Origin of the sequence: Variovorax sp. SRS16 (assembly GCF_901827165.1) — a bacterium.
Taxonomy (GTDB): Bacteria; Pseudomonadota; Gammaproteobacteria; order Burkholderiales; family Burkholderiaceae_C; genus Variovorax.
Genome location: NZ_LR594668.1, coordinates 100494 through 120335 on the forward strand (window position 1 = coordinate 100494; position 19842 = coordinate 120335).

21 protein-coding genes are annotated in these 19842 nt (G+C 62.0%); 15 read left to right on the forward strand and 6 right to left on the reverse strand.

Annotated features, from left to right (window positions below; genetic code table 11):
- Positions 1 to 18: 18 nt before the first annotated feature.
- Positions 19 to 897, reverse strand: a complete 879-nt coding sequence (locus E5P2_RS32625) for a Bug family tripartite tricarboxylate transporter substrate binding protein (protein ID WP_162571230.1) — start codon at positions 895 to 897, stop codon at positions 19 to 21.
- A 404-nt stretch (positions 898 to 1301) separates the two neighbouring features.
- Here E5P2_RS32625 and E5P2_RS32630 point away from each other — a divergent pair, with 404 nt between their 5' ends.
- The 10 genes from E5P2_RS32630 (at position 1302) to E5P2_RS32675 (ending at position 10868) form a co-directional block, all read left to right on the forward strand.
- Positions 1302 to 2741 (forward strand): aldehyde dehydrogenase family protein, encoded by a 1440-nt coding sequence (locus tag E5P2_RS32630; protein WP_162571231.1) that lies wholly within the window; start codon positions 1302 to 1304, stop codon positions 2739 to 2741.
- A gap of 65 nt (positions 2742 to 2806) precedes the next feature.
- Positions 2807 to 3208 (forward strand): carboxymuconolactone decarboxylase family protein, encoded by a 402-nt coding sequence (locus E5P2_RS32635; RefSeq protein WP_162571232.1) that lies wholly within the window; start codon positions 2807 to 2809, stop codon positions 3206 to 3208.
- A gap of 42 nt (positions 3209 to 3250) precedes the next feature.
- A complete protein-coding gene (locus tag E5P2_RS32640) occupies positions 3251 to 4381 on the forward strand; it encodes a zinc-binding dehydrogenase (RefSeq protein ID WP_232080958.1) in 1131 nt (376 codons plus the stop codon).
- Between the two features lie 122 nt (positions 4382 to 4503).
- Positions 4504 to 5430, forward strand: coding sequence for an NAD(P)-dependent oxidoreductase (locus tag E5P2_RS32645; protein WP_162571234.1), 927 nt, complete (start codon positions 4504 to 4506; stop codon positions 5428 to 5430).
- A gap of 110 nt (positions 5431 to 5540) precedes the next feature.
- Positions 5541 to 6353, forward strand: a complete 813-nt coding sequence (locus E5P2_RS32650; protein ID WP_232080959.1) for an SDR family NAD(P)-dependent oxidoreductase — start codon at positions 5541 to 5543, stop codon at positions 6351 to 6353.
- Between the two features lie 39 nt (positions 6354 to 6392).
- A complete protein-coding gene (locus E5P2_RS32655; RefSeq protein ID WP_162571236.1) occupies positions 6393 to 7553 on the forward strand; it encodes an ABC transporter substrate-binding protein in 1161 nt (386 codons plus the stop codon).
- 76 nt (positions 7554 to 7629) lie between these two features.
- The gene (locus E5P2_RS32660) at positions 7630 to 8484 is read left to right on the forward strand and encodes a branched-chain amino acid ABC transporter permease (protein WP_162571237.1); all 855 of its coding nucleotides are present in this window, start codon (positions 7630 to 7632) and stop codon (positions 8482 to 8484) included.
- The gene (locus tag E5P2_RS32665; protein ID WP_269475712.1) at positions 8481 to 9401 is read left to right on the forward strand and encodes a branched-chain amino acid ABC transporter permease; all 921 of its coding nucleotides are present in this window, start codon (positions 8481 to 8483) and stop codon (positions 9399 to 9401) included. Before E5P2_RS32660 ends, E5P2_RS32665 begins: the two co-directional genes overlap by 4 nt.
- A complete protein-coding gene (locus E5P2_RS32670; RefSeq protein ID WP_162571239.1) occupies positions 9401 to 10162 on the forward strand; it encodes an ABC transporter ATP-binding protein in 762 nt (253 codons plus the stop codon). Before E5P2_RS32665 ends, E5P2_RS32670 begins: the two co-directional genes overlap by 1 nt.
- Positions 10149 to 10868: an ABC transporter ATP-binding protein gene (locus tag E5P2_RS32675; protein ID WP_162571240.1), complete on the forward strand. Its 720-nt coding sequence runs from the start codon at positions 10149 to 10151 to the stop codon at positions 10866 to 10868. Before E5P2_RS32670 ends, E5P2_RS32675 begins: the two co-directional genes overlap by 14 nt.
- A gap of 67 nt (positions 10869 to 10935) precedes the next feature.
- On the opposite strand, the gene E5P2_RS32680 is transcribed toward E5P2_RS32675, so the two are convergent.
- Positions 10936 to 11802 (reverse strand): N-acyl homoserine lactonase family protein, encoded by an 867-nt coding sequence (locus E5P2_RS32680; protein WP_162571241.1) that lies wholly within the window; start codon positions 11800 to 11802, stop codon positions 10936 to 10938.
- A 67-nt stretch (positions 11803 to 11869) separates the two neighbouring features.
- Positions 11870 to 12358, reverse strand: a complete 489-nt coding sequence (locus E5P2_RS32685; protein WP_162571242.1) for an enoyl-CoA hydratase-related protein — start codon at positions 12356 to 12358, stop codon at positions 11870 to 11872.
- A gap of 181 nt (positions 12359 to 12539) precedes the next feature.
- Between E5P2_RS32685 and E5P2_RS32690 the strand changes: the two genes are divergently transcribed.
- From E5P2_RS32690 to E5P2_RS32710, 5 genes are all read left to right on the forward strand, one after another.
- Positions 12540 to 13034 carry a carboxymuconolactone decarboxylase family protein gene (locus tag E5P2_RS32690; protein WP_332107573.1) on the forward strand — a complete coding sequence of 165 codons (495 nt, stop codon included), beginning with the start codon at positions 12540 to 12542 and terminating at the stop codon, positions 13032 to 13034.
- Positions 13035 to 13063: 29 nt separating this feature from the next.
- Positions 13064 to 13291: a hypothetical protein gene (locus E5P2_RS32695; RefSeq protein WP_162571243.1), complete on the forward strand. Its 228-nt coding sequence runs from the start codon at positions 13064 to 13066 to the stop codon at positions 13289 to 13291.
- 82 nt (positions 13292 to 13373) lie between these two features.
- Positions 13374 to 14348 (forward strand): SMP-30/gluconolactonase/LRE family protein, encoded by a 975-nt coding sequence (locus E5P2_RS32700; protein WP_162571244.1) that lies wholly within the window; start codon positions 13374 to 13376, stop codon positions 14346 to 14348.
- 13 nt (positions 14349 to 14361) lie between these two features.
- On the forward strand, positions 14362 to 15459 hold the full coding sequence (locus E5P2_RS32705) for an amidohydrolase family protein (RefSeq protein WP_162571245.1): 1098 nt from the start codon (positions 14362 to 14364) through the stop codon (positions 15457 to 15459).
- Entirely contained in the window at positions 15460 to 16581 is a 1122-nt protein-coding gene (locus tag E5P2_RS32710; RefSeq protein WP_162571246.1) for a CaiB/BaiF CoA transferase family protein, read from the forward strand.
- Between the two features lie 9 nt (positions 16582 to 16590).
- Here E5P2_RS32710 and E5P2_RS32715 read toward each other — a convergent pair whose 3' ends face one another.
- Genes E5P2_RS32715 through E5P2_RS32725 form a run of 3 tightly spaced genes read right to left on the reverse strand, consistent with a single transcriptional unit; the run spans position 16591 to position 19563 of the window.
- On the reverse strand, positions 16591 to 17907 hold the full coding sequence (locus tag E5P2_RS32715; protein WP_332107574.1) for a CaiB/BaiF CoA transferase family protein: 1317 nt from the start codon (positions 17905 to 17907) through the stop codon (positions 16591 to 16593).
- A complete protein-coding gene (locus tag E5P2_RS32720; RefSeq protein ID WP_162571248.1) occupies positions 17798 to 18631 on the reverse strand; it encodes an enoyl-CoA hydratase in 834 nt (277 codons plus the stop codon). Before E5P2_RS32720 ends, E5P2_RS32715 begins: the two co-directional genes overlap by 110 nt.
- Positions 18628 to 19563, reverse strand: a complete 936-nt coding sequence (locus tag E5P2_RS32725; RefSeq protein WP_232080961.1) for a Bug family tripartite tricarboxylate transporter substrate binding protein — start codon at positions 19561 to 19563, stop codon at positions 18628 to 18630. The genes E5P2_RS32720 and E5P2_RS32725 overlap by 4 nt, the downstream gene beginning before the upstream one ends.
- Positions 19564 to 19842: the final 279 nt, after the last annotated feature.

The following is a 19842-nucleotide window of genomic DNA, read 5'->3' on the forward strand; positions in this document are numbered from 1 at the left end:
GCTCCTCGGAAGGCCGCACTACTCTGCCGTGACCTTGTACTTCTTCACGACCGGCCGCCACTTCTCCACTTCCTCCTCGACGATCTTTTCGAATTCCTCGGGTGTCGACGGCATCGCCGTCATTCCAAGGCTGGCGAATTTCTCCACATACACCTTGTTCACAAGAATCTCGTTCAGCGTCTTGTTCATCTCGACGATGATGTCGCGTGGCAGGCCCCGTGGGCCTTCCATGCCGGTCCAGGGCTGCGACGAGAACCGATAGCCTTCTTCGATCAAGGTCGGGACATTCGGCAGCGCGGCGTCACGGCGATCACCGAAGACCACGAGCGCCTTGAGTTGGCCCGCCTTGATTTGCGGCATGAAGTTTCCAACAAGGGCGCTGCCAGCGTCGAGTTGCTCTCCGAGCAGATCCTGCATGACCTGCGGCGGTCCGCGGTAGGGAACGATGTTGAACTCCACGCCGGCCAGATCCTGTAGCGCCAGCTGGGTCATGTGCGACTGGGTACCGATACCCGGGGCGCCCATCTTGACCTGGCCGGGTTTGGCCTTCGTGTATGCGATGAATTCCTTGAAATTGTTGACCGGCAAATTGCGGCGAACCACGAGAACGGCAGGATCCCTGTTGGTCAGCGAAATAAATGAAAAGTCCTTCAGCGGGTCGTAGGGAATCGACTTGAACGTCAAGGCGTTGTTGGCTGCCGGGCCGGGCGTGGTGATGATGAAGGTGTAGCCGTCGGGTTTGGCCTTGGCGACGAAGGCCTGGCCGATATTGCCCGATGCGCCGGTACGGTTGTCCACAACGACAGTGTTGCCGTACTTTTGCCGAATGCCTTCGGCAATCAGGCGACCGACGATGTCGAAGCTCGAGCCGGCGGGCCATGGCACCACGATCGTCATCGGCTTCTCCATCGGCCACTTCCCCGCCGCGAGTGACGGAAAGCCCATCAGCGCCGCCGATGTGAAAAGCATCACCTTGACGCAAGCGTGCCAGCGGCGAGTGAGGTTCATAGGGATCATTCGATCTGTCTCCTTGAGTGTTGTCTCTGTTCGGGAAGGCAGTGTAGGAATCAGCAGCCTACCGGGTCCATGGCGCTTTTCGGGACGCCGTGTCCCTGAATTGCGAACGCATTTCAGTGAGCTGCGCTTGCCGCACGGGCTCGTGGGAGCCTGGCACGATCCGAAGCGCCACGGCGTTCGGTAAACACGGACGCCGACTCCCGAAAAACACGATGGACTCTCGACGACGGCGCTCCCTACACTGCTGCGCAACATACACGCCGTCCGGCACAGGAGCCCAGCCTATGAACCAGAACGTCAGCAAGAAAGAGCCGGAAAAAATCCGCATGCATATCGGCGGCCAGTGGCGCGACGCGGAGCAATTGCAAGAGGTTCGCAACCCTTACCGCGGCGATATCGTGGCCTATGCGCCGATCTCGAGCCAGCGCGATTGCGATGACGCACTCGACGCCGCCCACAAGGCGAAGATGGCGATGGCGCAGATGCCTGGCTATGAGCGGGCAGCCATGTTGCGTCGTGCGGCCGAGGTGATCAGTTCGCGGACCGATCAGATTGCCGATGCCATGACTCTGGAGACCGGCAAGGCGCTGCGTGAGTCGCGTGTGGAAGCCGAACGTACGGTCGACCTGCTGCGCCTCTGCGCGGAAGAGGCTGTGCGGATACAGGGCGAGCACATCCCGATGGACGGAAGTGCCGTCGGCGCCGGCAAGATCGCGATGCTCATGCGCTTTCCAGTGGGGGTGGTCGCCGCCATCACGCCATTCAACGGTCCCGTCAATCTGGCGATCCACAAGATCGGACCGGCGCTCGCTGCAGGGAACAGCGTCGTGCTCAAGCCCTCGCCCAAAGCGCCCTTGTGCGTCCACATGCTCATCGAGGCGCTGGTTGAAGCAGGCATGCCTTCGGGCGCGGTGAACACGATCTACGGGGACGCGGTGGCTCCAGGCCTCGTTCGCGACGGGCGGGTCGACTTCGTCAGCTTCACGGGCTCGATCCGGGTGGGAAAGTTGATCCGCGACGCCGTCGGGATGAAACGCGTGGCCTTGGAGCTCGGCGGCGTCGGGCCGACATTCGTTCACCACGATGCGGACCTTGCTGCGGCCGCCAAGGCTTGCGCACGCAATGCGGTAGCGCTTGCCGGCCAGAGTTGCGTTTCGGTGCAGAACGTCTTCGTGCACAAGAAGGTTCACGATGTGTTCGTTGACGCAGTCTGCAGCGAGATGGATTCGATCCGGTTCGGTGATCCCATGGACCCGGCCACGGAAGTCGGTACGCTGATCGATGAGCAGGCAGCGATTCGCGTCGATTCCATGATCGCGCGCGCGGTCGACTCCGGCGCATTGGCCCTGCGCGCCGGAAAGCGCAATGGCGCGCAGTTGGGCGGAACGATCCTCACCCGTGTGAGGCCCGACATGGACGTGGTGCGCGAAGAGATCTTCGGACCCGCCATGTCCATCCAGCCGTATGAGGAGATCGCCCCGATCTTCGCGTCCATCAGCGACAGCCCGTTCGGCCTGCAGTGCGGGATCTACACCAACTCCCTGGACCTTGCGCTGTCTGCGATCAGAACGGTGCGCACCGGCGGTGTGATCGTCAATGGAACGTCGCGCTGGCGCTGCGACCAGATGCCGTATGGCGGGGTCAAGGACAGCGGGATGGGCCGCGAGGGCCCGAAGTTCTCGATCCGCGACATGACCGAGGAACGGCTCTTCGTTCTGAACTGATCCGCTCGACCCCGTCTCTCTTCACACTGGCGCCTGGTCGCCACCTGTTCAAAGGTATCCGCAGAATGACGAAACAAGAAAGCCCCATGCGCGCCAAGGGCCGAGCGATGCGCAGAAAGCTCGCAGGCGACGCCTATATCGACAAGCTCGACAAAGAGGTCTACACCGATCCGATCATGGAGAAGTTCGCCGAATTGACGCAGGAGGTGATCTTCGGCCAGTTGTGGACCCGGCCAGGACTCGATCTCAAGACGCGGGCCCTGGCGACCCTCGTATCCGATGCGTCCACGGGCCGAACGACGGAACTGAAAGTGCATCTGCGTTTTGCGCGCAACCATGGCTGGACCGAAGACGAGCTCGTCGAAACGCTGCTCCATCTGCTCGGCTACATCGGAGCGCCCTTGGTCCGGGAGGCGGTGATTGCGGCAACGGAGACCTTCGCCGAGATGCGTTCCGAGGCGGGTTAAGGAATTGGCGGATCGGTATTTCTGGAGACAAACATGCTAAGAATGACTGCAGCAGTCATGTACGAACAAGGCTTGCCGGCGCCCTATGCCGAAAGCAAGCCGTTCAAGATCGAGGAAGTGGAACTCGACGGGCCGGGTGAGGGCGAGGTGCTCGTCGAGATCAGGGGAGCGGGCATCTGCCACTCGGATCTTTCCGTCGTCGAGGGTCTCAGGAAGCGGCCGTTGCCTATCGTCGGCGGCCACGAGGGTGCCGGCATCGTGCGCGAGATCGGCCGCGGCGTCACCGGAATCGCGCCCGATGACCATGTCGCAATGGCGCTGGTCGCGGGATGCGGGAAATGCCGGACTTGTCTTGTCGGCCGGCCCGGCCTTTGCCAGGCCGTCAGTGGCGCCAGAGCCGAGGGGTCGCTCTCGACAGGGACGCGCAGGCTTCGCCTGGCCGACGGCGGCCGACTCAATCACTACAGTGGTATCTCCGTCTACGCGCAGTATGCAGTTGTGGCGCCGCAGTCGCTGATCAAGATCGACGACGAGGTGCCACTGGATGTCGCGGCGCTGTTCGGTTGCGCCGTCGTCACGGGCGCTGGGGCAGTGTTCAATAGTGCCAAGGTCCGGCCCGGGGCGACAGTTGCGGTCATCGGACTGGGCGGCGTCGGGCTCACGGCAGTGATGGCGGCCCGCGAGGCGGGGGCCTCCCAGATCATCGGCATCGACGTGCTGCCGGGCAAGTTCGATCTTGCGCGCGCGGTCGGCGCGACCAAATGCGTCGATGCGCGCGACGCGCTCGCTGTGCAGCAAGTGCGCGATCTGACCCACGGGGGTGTCGACTATGCCTTCGAGGTGTCGGGCAATCTGGCGGCACTCGACATGGCGCAGGCAGTCACCGTGCGAGGCGGAGAGGTCATTGGCGTCGGTGTGGGCAAGACGACCGCCGCTTTCAGCGTTGCGCAATTGCCGTGGGTCAGCGAGGAGCGCGTGCTGCGCGGCTCGTTCATGGGAGGCGGCGTGCCGCAGCAGGACATCCCGAAATACGTCGACATGTATTTGCAGGGGCGCCTTCCCGTGGACAGGCTGCGCAGCGAGCACATCGGGTTCGACCAGTTGAACGAGGGCTTCGACCTGCTTCACGGCGGAGGCGTCGTGCGTCAGATCTTGCTGCCCCACGGGGCTTGATTCGCACGCAGGCCGAAGGGCAGGCGACGCGTGCAGGCTTGCCCTGACCGCGGACTCGACACCCGACCAAAAGAACGGTCCAGCACGCCGCCGGACTGCTTTAAAACAAAGGAGACTCCATCGTGAATATCGGATACATCGGTCTGGGCAGTATGGGCGGGGCCCTCGCCAAGCGACTTCAACTCCAGCACCCTTTGCGGGTGCACGATCAAAGCGAGGCGGCCGTTCAGCGCCTCGTCGACCGGGGTGCAACCCGATGCGCCAGCTCGAGCGAGCTCGCGGGCCACTGCGACATCATCTTTCTTTGCCTGCCAACCTCCGACCACGTGCGCGCTGTCATCTTTGGCGAAGAAGGAATAGCCGGCGCAGCCAAACCTGGTACGTTGATCGTCGATCAGACGACGGGCGATCCCACGGCGACGCGCGCCATGGCTGCGGAGCTGTCCGCGCTCGGCCTGGCGCTGATCGACGCGCCTGTCAGCGGCGGTCCCCAGGGCGCTGATGCCGGCACCATCGCAATCATGGTCGGCGCCGCACCGGCCCAATACGACCGCATTCAACCGATCCTGCATGCGATCAGCCCGAACGTGTTTCAAGCAGGCGACGTCGGTACTGGACACGTCGCCAAGCTCGTCAACAATCTGGTGGCCGGTGGCCAACGCCTGCTCAGTCTCGAGGCCATCGCGCTGGCCGCGAAGAATGGCATCGCACCCCGGACGGCCGTCGATATCCTGATGGCCGGCTCTGGTCGAAACTTCTTCGTCGAGCGCTTCATGAACTCGCACATCATCAGCGGCAAGCTGGCTTCGGGGTTCACGCTCGGCCTGTTGCACAAGGATGTCAGGCTGGCTTGCCAATTGGGCGAAGACTCCGGCGTCACCATGCTCTTCGGAAATATGGTGAAGGAGTTTCACCAGATGACCATCAACGAGATGGGCCGCGACGCGCAAGTCAACTCAGTGGCATTGATGATGGACCGTCTTGCAGGGACACAGGTCGTGCCGGCTGACCACGATCTAAAGCTGCCCAGGCCGGATCGCGGCGTTTGAGGCAGCACGCCAGTGAATTCGCACAGACAACGACTCATCTTTTCGAATGCGAAGCGGTCGGGCGGTGAGAACCGATGCAGATTCAAGGACGCAAGTCGAGGAGCAAGCATATGACGGATGGTTTCCATCTCGAGGGCCGTGTGGTGGTCGTGACCGGGGGCGGCAGCGGGATAGGTCGTGCCGTCGCGATCGCATTTGCACAGGCCGGCAGCCACGTCGTCGTTGTGGATCGGAATGCCGAAGGGGGCCAGGCGACAGCCGAGGAGGTTCAGCGATGCGGGGCCAAAGCGTTGGCACTCACCTGCGACGTTTCCGATCCCGTCAGCGTGCACGAGGCAGCCAGCGCCAGCGAAGGCGCATTCGGGCCCTGCCAGGTTCTGGTCAACAACGCCGGCGTGATCGCCCAAGGCGCCCTGGCGACGATTTCCCTTGCCGAGTGGAACCGTGTTCTGTCGGTCAATCTGACTGGCGCCCTCTTGTGTTCCCAGGCTTTCGGCGCACAGATGCGCAAACTGGGGTGCGGCTCCATCGTGCACATGTCGTCGATCGTTGCAGATCATCCAGTGGCTTGGGCGGGCGGCTACAGCGTCACCAAGGCCGGCGTTGCGATGCTGTCGCGCTTGCTCGCGGTCGAATGGGCAGCCGACGGTATTCGAAGCAATGCCGTGAAGCCGGGTCTGATCCGAACGGAGATGACTGAATCCTTCTACACGCAGCCTGGTGTCGAGCAGCGGCGAAGTGAACTCATTCCGTCGCGCCGTATCGGCCGGCCCGAAGACATCGCACAGGCCGTGCTCTTCCTGGCGAGCGACCGGGCGTCTTACGTCAACGGGCAGGAAATCGTGGTGGACGGCGGATTTGGCCAGATGCTTTCCAGTCTGGTGCCGCGCGCAGGCTTCGAAGCAGAACCTGCGAGAGCATAGAGAAGTACAGCAAGCGCAATTATTATTTAGGAGACAATCATGAACCTCGAGACCTTCGGAAGAACCATAGTCCTTGCCTTCGGGCTCACCGTGAGCCTGTTCAAAGGTGCAAATGCCGAGACGCTGAAGATCGGCGTCATTGCGCCACTCACAGGCGGAGGCGCACCATGGGGCATGGCTGCGGCAGAGGCGCCGAAGATTCTCGCTGCCGAGATCAACGCAAAGGGCGGACTCGACGTTGGCGGGAAGAAGTATCAGATCGAAGTCATCGCCTACGATGATCAATACAAGGCCGCAGACTCCGTGGCGGCCTACAACCGTCTCCTCAATCAGGACGGCGTGAAGTACATGATCGTTCAGACCTCCACCGCGGCTTTGGCTCTGAAGCAGAACGTCGAAGACGACAAGGTCCTGGCGTTGACCGCCGCGGCGACATCCAAGGCATTCGATGCGAATACGAAATACATGTTTCGCATCGTGAGCCCGCCTTCGGACTACATCTCGGCTCTCATCCCGTGGGTGAAGGAGCATTACAAGGGCGCGCGCATCGCCGTACTCAATCCCAACGACGAGACTGGCTGGGATCAGAAGCAGATCAGCGAGAAGGTCTTCAAGAAGAGCGGCTACGAAATACTGACGAATGATCTGTACGAGCGTTCCCAGAAGGACTTTCAGCCGATCTTCACCAAGATCATCGACATGAAGCCGGACGTCATCGATCTCGGCAGTACCCCGCCGTCAACGGCCGGGCTGATGATCCGGCAAGCGCGCGAGCTCGGCTACAAGGGACTCTTCCTGAAGACCGGCGGCGCAGGGCCGAAAGAGATCGTCGCGGGTGCCGGCAGCGAGGCCGCTGCGGGAATGATCAGCATGCTCTATATCGACCCGACGAATGACGGCTACCGGCGTATCGCTGCGGCCTACAAGAAGTCTGTGGGACAGGAACCGAACGAGATGCTCGGTCCTCTCTACGACGGCGTGAACGTGCTGCTTCAAGCCATTCAGAAGGCCGGCGATGTCCGTGATACCGCCAAGGTCGCCGCAGCCTTTGCGCAGGCACTGCCGATGAAGTCGGTCCAGGGCGACATGCTGACGCTAGGCGGCAAGGCAACGATCGGTGTCGACCAGCAAGTCATGTCGGTCACGTACGTGGGCGAGATCAAGAACGGCCAGCCCGTTGTCGTGGGCAAGGTGAAATAACCACGGACAGCCGGTACCGAAGTGCGACCAGGCCGGTCTGCGCGCCGACATCGGCATCGACAGCGGGAATCCAAAAATGATCGAGCAGATCGTCGTGAACGGCCTGTTGGCAGGCCTCATCTATGTGATTATGGCGCTGGGCTTCACGCTCATCTTCGGCATCATGCGTATTGTCAACTTCGCGCATGGCGAGTTCTACATGATCGGTGCCGTGGTCGTGCTGTTCCTCTTCGGCCGACTCGGCTGGCCGTTCTTCCTCGCCGTCATGGCGGGTGGCCTGCTTTGCGCCTTGCTCGGCGTCATCGTCGAGCGCATCCTGTTCCGGCCGCTGGTCGGTCAGGAACTTCCCGGCATGATCATGTCGCTCGCCGTCGGCATCATTCTGCAATCGCTGGCGCTCCTCTTCTTCGGGCCTTCCGAGCAGACGGTAGCCAGGCCGTTCTCGGGGACCTGGCGTCTGCTCACGGCCGCAGTGCCATGGGACCGGACCATCGTCGCGTTCTGTTCCCTGGCGATCCTCGCTGTCTTCTATCTGTTCCTTCGGTTCTCGCGCCTGGGACTTGCCATGCAGGCGGTCGCGCAGGATCCCGAGACTTCGAGTCTGATGGGTGTCGAGTCGGGGGCCGTCTATGCCGCTGCATTTGGTATTGCATGCCTTCTGGCCGGGCTGGCCGGGGGGCTGATGGCGCCGATCTACACCATCGGCCCTTATATGGGAGAGCTCCCAATGCTGAAGGCGTTCGTGGTTGTCATCCTCGGAGGGCTTGGGAGCATCCCGGGAGCGGTACTCGGAGGCCTGTTGATGGGTTTGAGCGAGTCGGTTCTGTCGACTCTTCTGGACTCCACCGCTGCACTGATCGCCTCGTTCGTGATCGTGTTGCTGGTCGTCGTGGCGCGGCCGACCGGATTGTTGGGGCGGAGCACGCGATGAAGAAAACTCTCGTCGCCATCGCGTTCGCGGCACTTGTGTTTCTGCCGTGGGTGCTCGACAGCCGATACTTCTTTCACATCGCCACGATGATCGCAATCATGATCCCGATGGCGCTGAGCATGAACCTCATGATGCGAATAGGGCAGCTGTCGCTCGCGCAGCCGGCCTTCATGGGCATCGGCGCTTACGGCAGCGCGCTGTTGACGATGCGACTCGGCTTGCCTCCGGCCCTGGCGATCCTCGCAAGCGCCGTGCTGGCAGCCGGAATCGCCTCGATGTCGGGGCTGATCTTTCTACGGATCAAGGGCGTCTACTTCGTGCTCCTGACCTACGCGTTCGGACAGATCATCAATCTGGTATTCCAGGAATGGACGTCGCTGTTTGGAGGCAATAGCGGGCTTTACGGCATTCCGAAGTTCTCCGTCTTCGGATTTCGCCTGACTGCAGTCAGTCACTACTACGTCCTCGGCCTGATCTTCGCGATGGTGTTCTACGCAGCCATGCTCGCCATCGAAAGGTCGGACATCGGTGCCGTGCTCCAGTCATTGACCGAGGACGAGATGTTGAGCCGCTCGCTCGGTTCCGATGCGCTGGCCTGGCGCAACGCTGCTTTCACCTTCAGTGCCTTCGTCGCCGGTGTCAGCGGCGGCCTGTACGCGTTCTACATCGGATTTCTTTCTCCGGATCCTTTCGGATTCCGAACCTCGGTCGACCTGATCGTCATCAACGCGATCGGCGGCGTCAATGCGGTCCTCGGCCCGCTGCTCGGCGCGATCGTCGTCGTTCCGTTGCCGGAGCTCCTGCGCGACGCTCGGCAGTATCAGCTGCTGATCTACGGGCTGTGCCTGGTTGTGTTCCTGATCTTCATCAAGCAGGGACTTGTCTCTCTGCTTCCGCATCGGCGGAGGGCGGCTTGATGAAAGATCTGCTGCAGGTTCATGGCCTGACCCGGCGCTTCGGCGGGCTGACGGCGGTCAACGATATCTCGTTCAACGTCGAACGAGGCGAGATCTTCGGCATCATCGGGCCGAACGGCGCCGGAAAGACGACGCTCTTCAATCTGATAGCGGGCCATTTCAGGCCCAGTGCGGGCGCGATGAGCTTCGATGGTCAGGACATATCCGGCCAATCGAGCGATGAGATCGCCCGACGTGGTGTGGCGCGTACTTTCCAGGCCGTGCATGTCTTTCAGGAACAAACGGTCGGAGAGAACTTGCGCCGCGCCGGGGTCCTCGCTCGGTACCACAGTCCCTTCGCCTATTTCTCGCGTCGTCGAAAGCGCTCCGGTTCTGCGGACTCTCTCGAGGTCGCTCGTTTCATCGGTCTCGCCGACCTGCTCGACAGCACCGCCGGAAGCCTCGCTTACGGGCTCCAGAAGATGCTCGGGATCGGCATGGCGATGATGGCGTCGCCGACGCTGTTGCTCATGGATGAACCTGCAGCAGGCCTCAATCCCTCGGAGAAGAAGGCAGCCGGCGCCCTGATCCGGAAGCTGCGCGACGAACGCGGCATCACAGTCCTTCTCGTCGAGCATGACATGCTGCTTGTGATGGGAACATGTGATCGCATCCTTGTCATCAACCAGGGTCAGTCGATCGCGCTGGGAACGCCAGCGGTCGTCAAATCGGATGCGAAGGTCATCGAGGCCTACCTTGGGGAGGACTATGAGTTTGCTTGAAACTTCAGATCTTTCCGTGGACTACGGTGGTGTGCACGCGCTTCGTCATGTGTCCGTCGAGATTCCTGAAAAGCGGGTCGTCGCGATCATCGGGGCGAACGGTGCGGGCAAGTCGACATTGCTGAAGACGATCGCCGGTCTGGTCCGTCAGAGCAGCGGCGGCCTCAGGCTCGATGGCCAGGACATCTCCCGGCTCAAGACGCACGAGAGGCTCGACCTTGGCATCGTCCTCTGTCCGGAAGGCCGCCGGCTATTTCCGGAACTCACGGTCTACGAGAACATCCGGATGGGCGCCTATCGCATGCGGGACAGTCGGCAGTTTCGCCAACGCCTGGAGTTTCTTCACCAGATCTTCCCAAGAATTGCCGAGCGCGGAAAGCAGATCGCCTCCAGCCTTTCGGGCGGAGAGCAGCAGATGGTCGCGATCGCGCGAGCGCTGATCAACCGCCCGCGCATTCTCATGCTCGACGAGCCGACACTGGGCCTGGCGCCGAAGCTGATTCATGAAGTCGCCAAACTGGTTGAGACGATCAATGCAGAAGGCATCACGATCGTCATGGTCGAGCAAAACGCGAAACTCGCGCTCAAGATCTCGGATTGCGCGTATGTGCTCGAGACGGGTTCGGTCGCCCTGGAAGGGCGCAGCAGCGACTTGCTGCTCAGCGACCGCGTACAGAACGCGTACCTTGGAGGAGAACTCGTCTAGAGTGTCTCGGGCTCGGCCAGGCAGGTGATGATCCTGCCCGAGCCGTACGATGGGCCGAGATGTCCTATTAAAAATTGTCAAGACGCACGAGCTCTTCGAGGTCATGAGGTTTCGGCTCCTCATGCAGCGCCGTCAGTTCAATGCCACCGAAGTTGTATTTCGGATAAAGGGCTCGTACTTTGGGATCATGACCCGGAACGATGCGCTCGGGGGCACCTGCGAGCTCCTTCAGCTTGTCATAGGAGCGCATGCTGGCAATGACATCGACAGTGGCCACGAACGGCGAACGCCGCAGGTAATTCGCGTAGTAGTGGCTGACATCCGACGCGAGGACGATCGGCCCACGAGGCGTCATGACTCTGACTGCCTGCATCCCGACGGTGTGGCCGGGCATCACGTGAACACTGATCCCCGGAAGAGGTGCGCCGACCCCGTCATGAAAGCGCACCCGATCGGCGTACGTATGTCTCACCAGAGTCACGACGTCTTCCAGGTCGAAGGCGAAGCGCAGCGGCCGCTCGCACATGCAACGGCCGGTCGCATAGGCGACCTCGGCGTCCTGCACATGAAAGCGTGCCTTGGCGAAGCGTCCGATATTGCCGGCGTGGTCGTAGTGGAGATGGGTGATGACGATGTCCTCGATGCTGTCGGGATCGATGCCGAGCCGGACCAGCGCCTCTATCGGATCGACATCGAGCACCCTGCCGCGCTCGGTGGCGGCACGCTGACCGAAGCCCGTATCGACCAGAACGGTGCGATGTTCGTTGCGCAGGATCCAGAGGTTGTAGTCCAGCGGCATCGGACCATCGTGCATCTCGTGGCCGATGAAGTTTTCACGAACGCGGCGAGGCAGGCGGGCGTAGCAAAGCGAATAGACGTGATAGACACCCTCGTCCGAGAGTGTCGATTTTGGGAGGTGAAAGGGGTTTGACATTGAGATTCCTTGCAGAGGAGTCTTGAGCTCCGCCGATCGGAGGACGTGAGGGCGCAGCTGGCGTGAATCAGGGCTGCCTGGCCAAGCGTTCCGCCTGCTGGGCGGCGTAGTACAGAACGTCGGCGGCCGGCAGCACATGATTGACAGTGCCCGTCCGCCTCACCTTGTCAAAAGATGGCGCAAGCCGTGCGTCTTCCGCCACGTAAACGACATCGCAATGCAGGAGCATGCGGGTCCCGACGCCGAGGGCCCATCCTTCGACGGCTGCGACCACGGGTTTGGGGAAGGCAGCGAACTTGCTGAGGAACACGATGTCGATGGACTCGGCCTCCCTGCGCGGGTGCTGCAACTGGAGATCTTCCGGGTCGGCTCCTGCAGTGAAGTTGGATCCCGCCCCGGAAAGCATCAGAACCTTCACGGTCGTCTCCTTGGCGGCCCTGTCGAGCGCTTCGCACAGCAACGAGAACATTTCCGAGGTCAACGAGTTTCTCTGTTCGGGCCGGCAAAGAACCGCGTGCATGACGCCTTTGCAGACGCCGGTTCTTATCGAAGTCATGGTCTCTGTTTCCTTCGTTCTGCCTTCGGGTACGAGGCTCGTCGCTTCGATCTGGAAGCAGGGTCAGTGTAGGAGGCGGGGTCGGATGGCGCCATGGCGTTTTTCAAGACGCCGCATCCGCCTTTCACGAACGAATCTCGAGCCGCCGCACGCATGGACCCACAGTGTTCGGAAAACGAGGATGCGGCGTCTTGAAAAACGCCATGGACGCGCGCGGGCGGTGATTCCTAAACTGTTCCTGATCGCAAGCGTCGCCCTCTCTCTTTGGGCGTTTGAATTGAGAATAGATGGAGTCACTATGGACACAAAAGAATCTGGCCGGCAAATCATGCGTGAGCTCATGGGTGCAGAGTACTTGGCCGGGAAGGACAAGAAGCAGAACTCCTTCAACGAAGTGCTCAACGCGTTTTCGGAAGAGGTTTGCTTCGGGCGAGTCTGGGCGCGCAAGGGTATCGATCGCAAGTTGCGAAGCATCCTCAACATCGCAATGCTGACGGCGCTGAACCGTCCTAACCAGTTGCGCGTTCACCTGGAAGGCGCGCTCAACAACGGGGCGACGGTTGACGAGATCCAGGAAATCCTGTTGCAGTCGGCGGTGTATTGTGGTCTCCCGGCTGCGGGCGAGGCGTTCCGAATTGCCGAGGAGGTGCTGAAGGAGCGCAAGCTGCTGGCATGAAGTTCAGGCAGCGCGAACACAGAGGCGATATGAAGACTTCATCCATCGAGACAGGCTCCTCGCACGGGCTGTACATCCTGAGCTATCGATCGGTGCATGACCAGGAGCGGGTCCTCATGTTCCCTTGCGACTCGAAGGGAACGGTGTTGTTGGACGATCTGAGCGATCGGCAATTCAACAACTACCTGTTTGCACGAGGTATGGTGGGTTTCGAATTCGATCCGCCTCAAGTGATGCGCCGCGGCGAGCTTCACTGAATGTGGCAACTGTATGGTGGTGATCCCGGGCAAGTAAGCCTTCGCCGAGATACATTCCCAATGCATCATGCAGGCAGATGACATGGACTGGACACCCCTGGACGTGAGCCCTGACTCGGTGCTGTCCTACACCAGGGCGACAGGCGGCTTCGTTCCGATTCCGGCCTGCGAGCGCGAACTGCCCACCGTCACGGCCCAGCCGTACTTCAAGGTGTCGGACAGGGTGCTCGCCCTCGAAGGTCCGGCATACGACCGACAGGGGAATCTCTTGTTCGTCGACACGCTCGGCGGACGGGTGCTTCGCCTCTCCGCGGATCGTGTTCTCACCACTGTGTACACAGACACCACGCTGCATCCGGCCGGCATCGCGGTTCACAAGGATGGTCGCATCTTCGTGGCCGGCATCGGCAACTTCAAGGTCGGCAGCGTGATTGCGCTCGACCCGGACGGAGCCCATCCGCAGACCATCGTGCCGGCCAGTGCCGGCTACCTGCCGGACGACCTCGTCTTCGACCGCGACGGAGGCTTCTACTTCACCGACTTCAAGGGCACCTCGACCACCCCCGCGGGCGGTGTCTACTACGTTGCACCCGACTTCGCGACGATTACCGCAGTGCTGCCGAACATGTCCGCGGCGAATGGTGTCGCACTCAGCCCTGACGGCAAGGTCTTGTGGGCTACCGAGTTCTCTGCCGGCCGTCTGCACCGCGCCGATCTGCACGACGCAGTCACCCTTGCACACTTCGGCTCCACGATTCCCTACCATTTCGTGGGCTCCGCGCCCGATTCGATGCGCAGCGATGCCGACGGCAATGTCTACGTTGCCATGTACCACCAGGGGCGGGTGCTGGCGTTCAGTGCTTACGGCATCCCCATCGGGCAGATTCTGCTGCCGGGGCGCGAGGACAACCATTTCCTCGAAAGCACAAGCCTGGCTTTCGTGCCGGGCTCCCGCGACCTCGTGATCGTTGCCAGAGATGAGTCGGGAGGACGCGGATCCATGATATTTCGTGCGCAGGGACTGTCTCCCGGTGCCATCCTGTTTTCCCACCAGTGAGGGTCCGCGACTCATGAACGCCGGAGTGCGCGATGAAAACCCAGGCTTTCGGGGCAACCGGCCGAGAAGTGTGCTCGAACTGCGGGACTGGCATCGCCGCTCTCTCAGTGAGCCAGCGCTGGATCCGGAACTACCCATCGTCGATGCACATCATCATCTCTACGGCGTAGTGACGGACGGCCAACACTATCGGGTCGAAGATCTGGCGCAGGACCTGGCCTCGGGGCACCGCGTGATCGGTACCGTCTATGTCGAGGCCTTCGGGTCCGGATGGTATCCCGGCGGGCCGCCATCACGGCGATCGATCGGCGAAGTCGAGATGATCGTGCGCGAGAGTGCAAACCCGGTGCGCTGCGAGCACGGCGCCTGCCAGCTCGCCGCGGCCATCGTGTCGAATGTCGATCTGACCCTTGGTGACGAGGTTGCCGCCCTGTTGGAAGCCCATGTGCTGGCTGGACAGGGGCGAATGCGAGGCGTGCGTCATCACGCGACGCGCGATGAGGGCTGGATTGGCAGGTTCACGCACAACGCACCCAGGCACCTGCTTGCCGACAAACACTTTCGGCAGGGCTTTGCTTGGCTCGAAAGATCGGGTCTGAGCTTCGATGCACTTGTCTTTCACACGCAGCTTGCGGAGCTTGCGGACTTGGCCGATGCGTTCCCGTACACGCCAATCATTCTGAACCACGTCGGGACCCTCATTGGTGTCCCGGAGTACGGGGTTTCCCGCGCGACGCTTCTTGCCGAGTGGGAGAGGGGACTGCGGGCATTGGCCGCTCGGCCCAATGTCAGCGTCAAGATCGGAGGGATGGGGATGCCCCTCTTTGGATTCGGATTCGAGAACGCTGACAAGCCGGCGAATTCCGGCGAATTGGCGCAGGCATGGCAACCGTTTATCGAGGTCTGTGTCGATGCGTTCGGACCGCAGCGGTGCATGTTCGAAGGCAACTTCCCCATCGATAAGCAGTCGTGCGGCTACACCGAACTCTGGAACGCGTTCAAGCTGAGCACTCGAGGCTGCTCGCACGACGAGCGCAGCGCATTGTTCTATCGAACTGCGTGCAGAGCCTATCGCCTGCCGGAGCTGGAATGTCTCGGCGACGAACGCTGAATGACGAATCCGGACAGTTCACATGACCGCCCAGCTGCAGCTTCCGGCCCGCTGACTGGCGTTCGCATCGTCGAATTCGCCGCCATCGGCCCCGGACCCTTTGCCTGCATGATGCTGTCTGACATGGGCGCCGACGTGGTGACGATCGACCGGCCTGGCCGCAAGCCGGGCGACTCCACCCAGATCGTTGCGCGTGGCCGCACCGTGGTCACAGCCGATCTGAAAAATTCCGTCGACCGCGAGTCCGTACTTTCTTTGCTGGAAAAGGCCGACGTGCTCATCGAAGGCTACCGGCCTGGCGTGATGGAACGGCTGGGCCTCGGGCCCACCGAGGTCGCCAGGCGCAATCCACGACTCGTCTACGGTCGCATGACAGGCTGGGGCCAGGAGGGGCCGCTGGCGTCATCGGCGGGACATGACATCAACTTCATCGCCATCACAGGGGCGCTGCATGCGATCGGCACGGCGGACAGCGGCCCGGTGCCGCCCCTGAACCTGGTCGGCGACTACGGTGGCGGCAGCCTCTATCTGCTCGTGGGCGTGCTGGCCGCGCTGCATGAAGCGCAGAAGTCCGGTCGGGGACAAGTGGTGGATGCGGCCATCACGGACGGTGTGATCAACATGATGAGCAACTGCGTGGGCCGCAGCCTGCGCGGAAGCTTCAGCGAGCAGCGCGGCGAGAACATGCTGGATGGCGGGCATCCCTATTACGGCGTGTATGAAACGTCGGATGGCAGCCATGTGGCGCTCGGCGCCATCGAGCCGCAGTTTTTCGCAGAGTTCTGCCGCCGCAGCGGGGTGCCCGAGGCGTTGCACGACGCGCAACACGACGCCGCGCGTTGGCCCCAGTTGCGCGATGCCCTGGTCCGCATCTTCAAGTCTCGCACGCAGGTGGAGTGGGCCCGCCAGCTGTCGGGAACCGACGCCTGCCTTGCGCCCGTGCTGCCGCTCAGTGAAGCGGCGAGGCACCCGCACAACGTGGCCCGGCACGCTTTCGTAGAGGTCGGTGGCGTGGCCCACCCGGCGCCAGCGCCGCGCTTTTCGCGCACCCCCTCTGCGATCCAGGGCGCCGCGCCGATCGACGCGGTGCCCTTGGTCGACATCGCGAAACGGTGGACCTGAAGCAAAAGGTCAGTCGGCCGGGGCAAGCAGGTGTGAGCCGGAATCGCGCAGCGCCTTCATGATCTCCGGCGCGTGCTGCCCAAGCAGCGGGGCACAGCTGCGTATGCTGCCAGGCGTCTCCGAGAGTTTCACCGGTACGCCCAGCGTCCGGATAGGCCCGGCCTTCGGATGTTGAACAGTCTCCACCATTCGGCGATGCACCATCTGGGGATGGTTGAACAACTGCTCGTGGTTAAGCACCGGACCGCAAGGAATGCCCAGCTTGTCGAGCGCGCTGACCCACCACTCCATCGTGTGCCTGCGTGTGGCCGCTGACAGCAGTTCGATCAGTGCGTCATTGTTCGTCACGCGGTCCGGGACCGTTGCGAAGCGGGAGTCCGTCAGAAGCTCGGGAATCTCCGCCAGGTTGCAGAACATTTCGAAGAAGCGCTGGTTGGCCACGCCGATGGTCATGTAGCCATCCGCGGAAGCGACCATCTGGTAGGGCGACATGCCGCGATGCGCCTGGCCCAGGCGGGGCGGGTTCGTTCCGATGGTGAAATAGTGAGCCGCCTCGTAGACCTGCAGTGCGGCGGCCGCCTCGAGCAAAGACGTCTCGACGTACTGTCCCTTGCCCGTGCGATGGCGTGCCTCGACCGCAGCCAGGATTCCGATGGTCAGATACAGACCCGCGGCGAGATCGCAGATCGGGATGGGAAGCCGGTGCGGTGGCCCGTCGCGTGGCCCGTTGATCGACATGAGGCCGGAGATCCCTTGGGCGATCACGTCGAAACCGCCGAGTCTCGAAGAGGGGCCCGTCTGCCCATAGCCTGAGACGGATCCGTAGATCAACTGCGGGAACCTGGCCTTGAGATCGTCCCAGCCCAGGCCCAGTCGTGTCATGACACCGGGGCGATACCCTTCCAGAAGAATGTCGGCTTCGGCGATCAACTCGAGCAGCGTCGCAAGGTCGGCCGGATCCTTGAGGTTCAACGTGAGGCTCCGCTTGTTCCGGTTGACCATCATCCAGGAAGCGCTTTCGCCTTCGACGATGGGCGGGACACGCCGAAAATCCTCGCCCTGCGGCGGCTCGATCTTGATGACATCCGCGCCATGATCGGCGAGGTTCATCGAGCACAGGGGACCTGCCAACATCTGGGTCAGGTCGATCACTCGCATTCCTTCTAGCGCACCGGCCATGGTTGGCTCCTGTTCAGTGTTCGGTGATTCATGAGGGCTAGCGGCCTTGAAAGACCGGTGCGCGCTTTTCCAGGAACGCGCGGCGGCCCTCGACGTAGTCCTGGCTTTCAATGCAGGCCTGCTCGCGTTCCACGCATGCAGCGCCATGGCTTTGGGACGCTTCGCTGAAGACCGTCTCTACCGCGTGCTTGGCGGCCGCAACCGTGAGCGGCGCATTTGCGGCGATGCCGGCAGCCATGTCCCTGACCGCCGAACGCAGCTGGTCCGCGTCGACCAGCTCATCGATGAGGCCGAAGCGCAGCGCGTCCTGCCCTGGAAACCGGTCCGCGGTGAAGAGGATCCGCTTCGCCGTGGACGGTCCGACCAGACCGGCGAGACGCTCGACCACGCTGTGAAAGCATGCCAGCCCCAGCTTGGCCGCCGGGATCCCGAACCGTGAGCCGACAGCCGCGATCCGCAGGTCGCAGGCGATCGCGAGCGCCAAGCCACCGCCGAGGCAGTGGCCCCTGACCATGGCGATCGTCGGCTTGGGAAATGCCTGCACCTTGCGCAGCGCATCGATGATGAGGTGGTCCTGGTCCTGGGCCGAGTCGCTCTGTGGTCTGCCTTTTTCCGAGATGTCCGCGCCGGCGCAGAAGGCCTTTACTCCGTGCCCAGTGATGACGACACAGCGAAGTCCGGGATCGCTCTCGAAGTTCGCAAGCGCATCGGTCAGATCGCGCCACATGCCGAGCGAGATGGCATTCAGCTTCGACGGGTTGTCGAGCTCGATCCAGCCGACCTTGTCTTCGATCGACACGTTGATCCGACCCAGCGCACCAGTGCTCTCTTTCACAGCCGACTCGGTTGCTGCTTCGATGGACTGCCTCATTCCACGCTGATCTTTCCTGATCGAACGACCTCGGTCCAACGCTTGGTTTCCTCGCGAACGAGATTGGCCAGCTCTGCAGGCTTCATGGCCGATCCTTCGACCCCCTGTGCGTCCAGCGCCTCCTTCGTTGCGGGGTCCTTGAGGATGTTGACGACCTGCTGATACAGGAAGTCCACTGTAGGACCCGGAGTGCCCTTGGGTGCCATCAGCCCATACCAGAAATAAGTTGCGACATTCACTCCTTGCTCGACCATCGTTGGAACGCGCTCGGCCCCCGGCCAGCGGTTCTCGGAGGTCGTGGCGAGTACGACGATCAATCCGTTCTTCATCTGACCCACGATCGTCGGGATTCCCGTCACCACAATATCCACGTTGTTCCCCATCACCGCCGCGAGCGCGTCGCTTCCTCCCTTGTAGGGAACGTGGGTCAGCGTCACCTTGGCTTCGCGCTGGATGGCCTCCATCACGAAGTGGCCCAGCGTTCCCGTCCCCGGGGAGCCGTAGGTCACCTTGCCGGGATTGGCCCGTGCGTATGCCAGCAGCGCAGGCAGCGTCTTGAAGCGGGACTGGGGGTTCGTGACGATCGCGAATGGCGCCCTTGCGAACGTCGTGACGGGAACCAGGTCGTTGGCATGGTCCCACGGAAGCTTCGGATACAGCGCACCGAGCACCGCGTATCCGGGATCGCCGGCGACGAGCGTGTAACCGTCGCCGCGACTCTTGGCGACGTAGTCGTAGCCGATCCGTCCACCTGCACCGGTCTTGTTTTCAACGATGAAACGCTGGCCGGTACGCTCGGAGAGCTTCTGCGCGAACAAGCGCTGCAGCGTGTCGACAGAGCCGCCCACTGCGAACGGATTGACGATCTTGACGGGGCGCTCCGGATACTGGGCCAGAACAGCGCTGCTGGTCGCGAGGAGCAGTGCGCCCATCAAACAGTGAGACATCAACCTGCGAATGTCTCGCGAGCCAAACCTGCTGAACAAGTTGCGCCGGGCAGCGGAGACGGTAACTGTCGTCGTTTGGAAGAATGCGGTTCTCACTTTGTCTCTTTCCATGGATCACTACCGAAACTGAGGCATGCGTACTCGATGGCAACGCAGTTTAGGAAGTACTCTGTCCAGGCGTCCATGGCGATTTTCGGGATGCCGTGTCGTTGTTTTCCGAATGCAGTAGAAACCTGAGAACCCTGGCGCTGATATGCGTCGCTA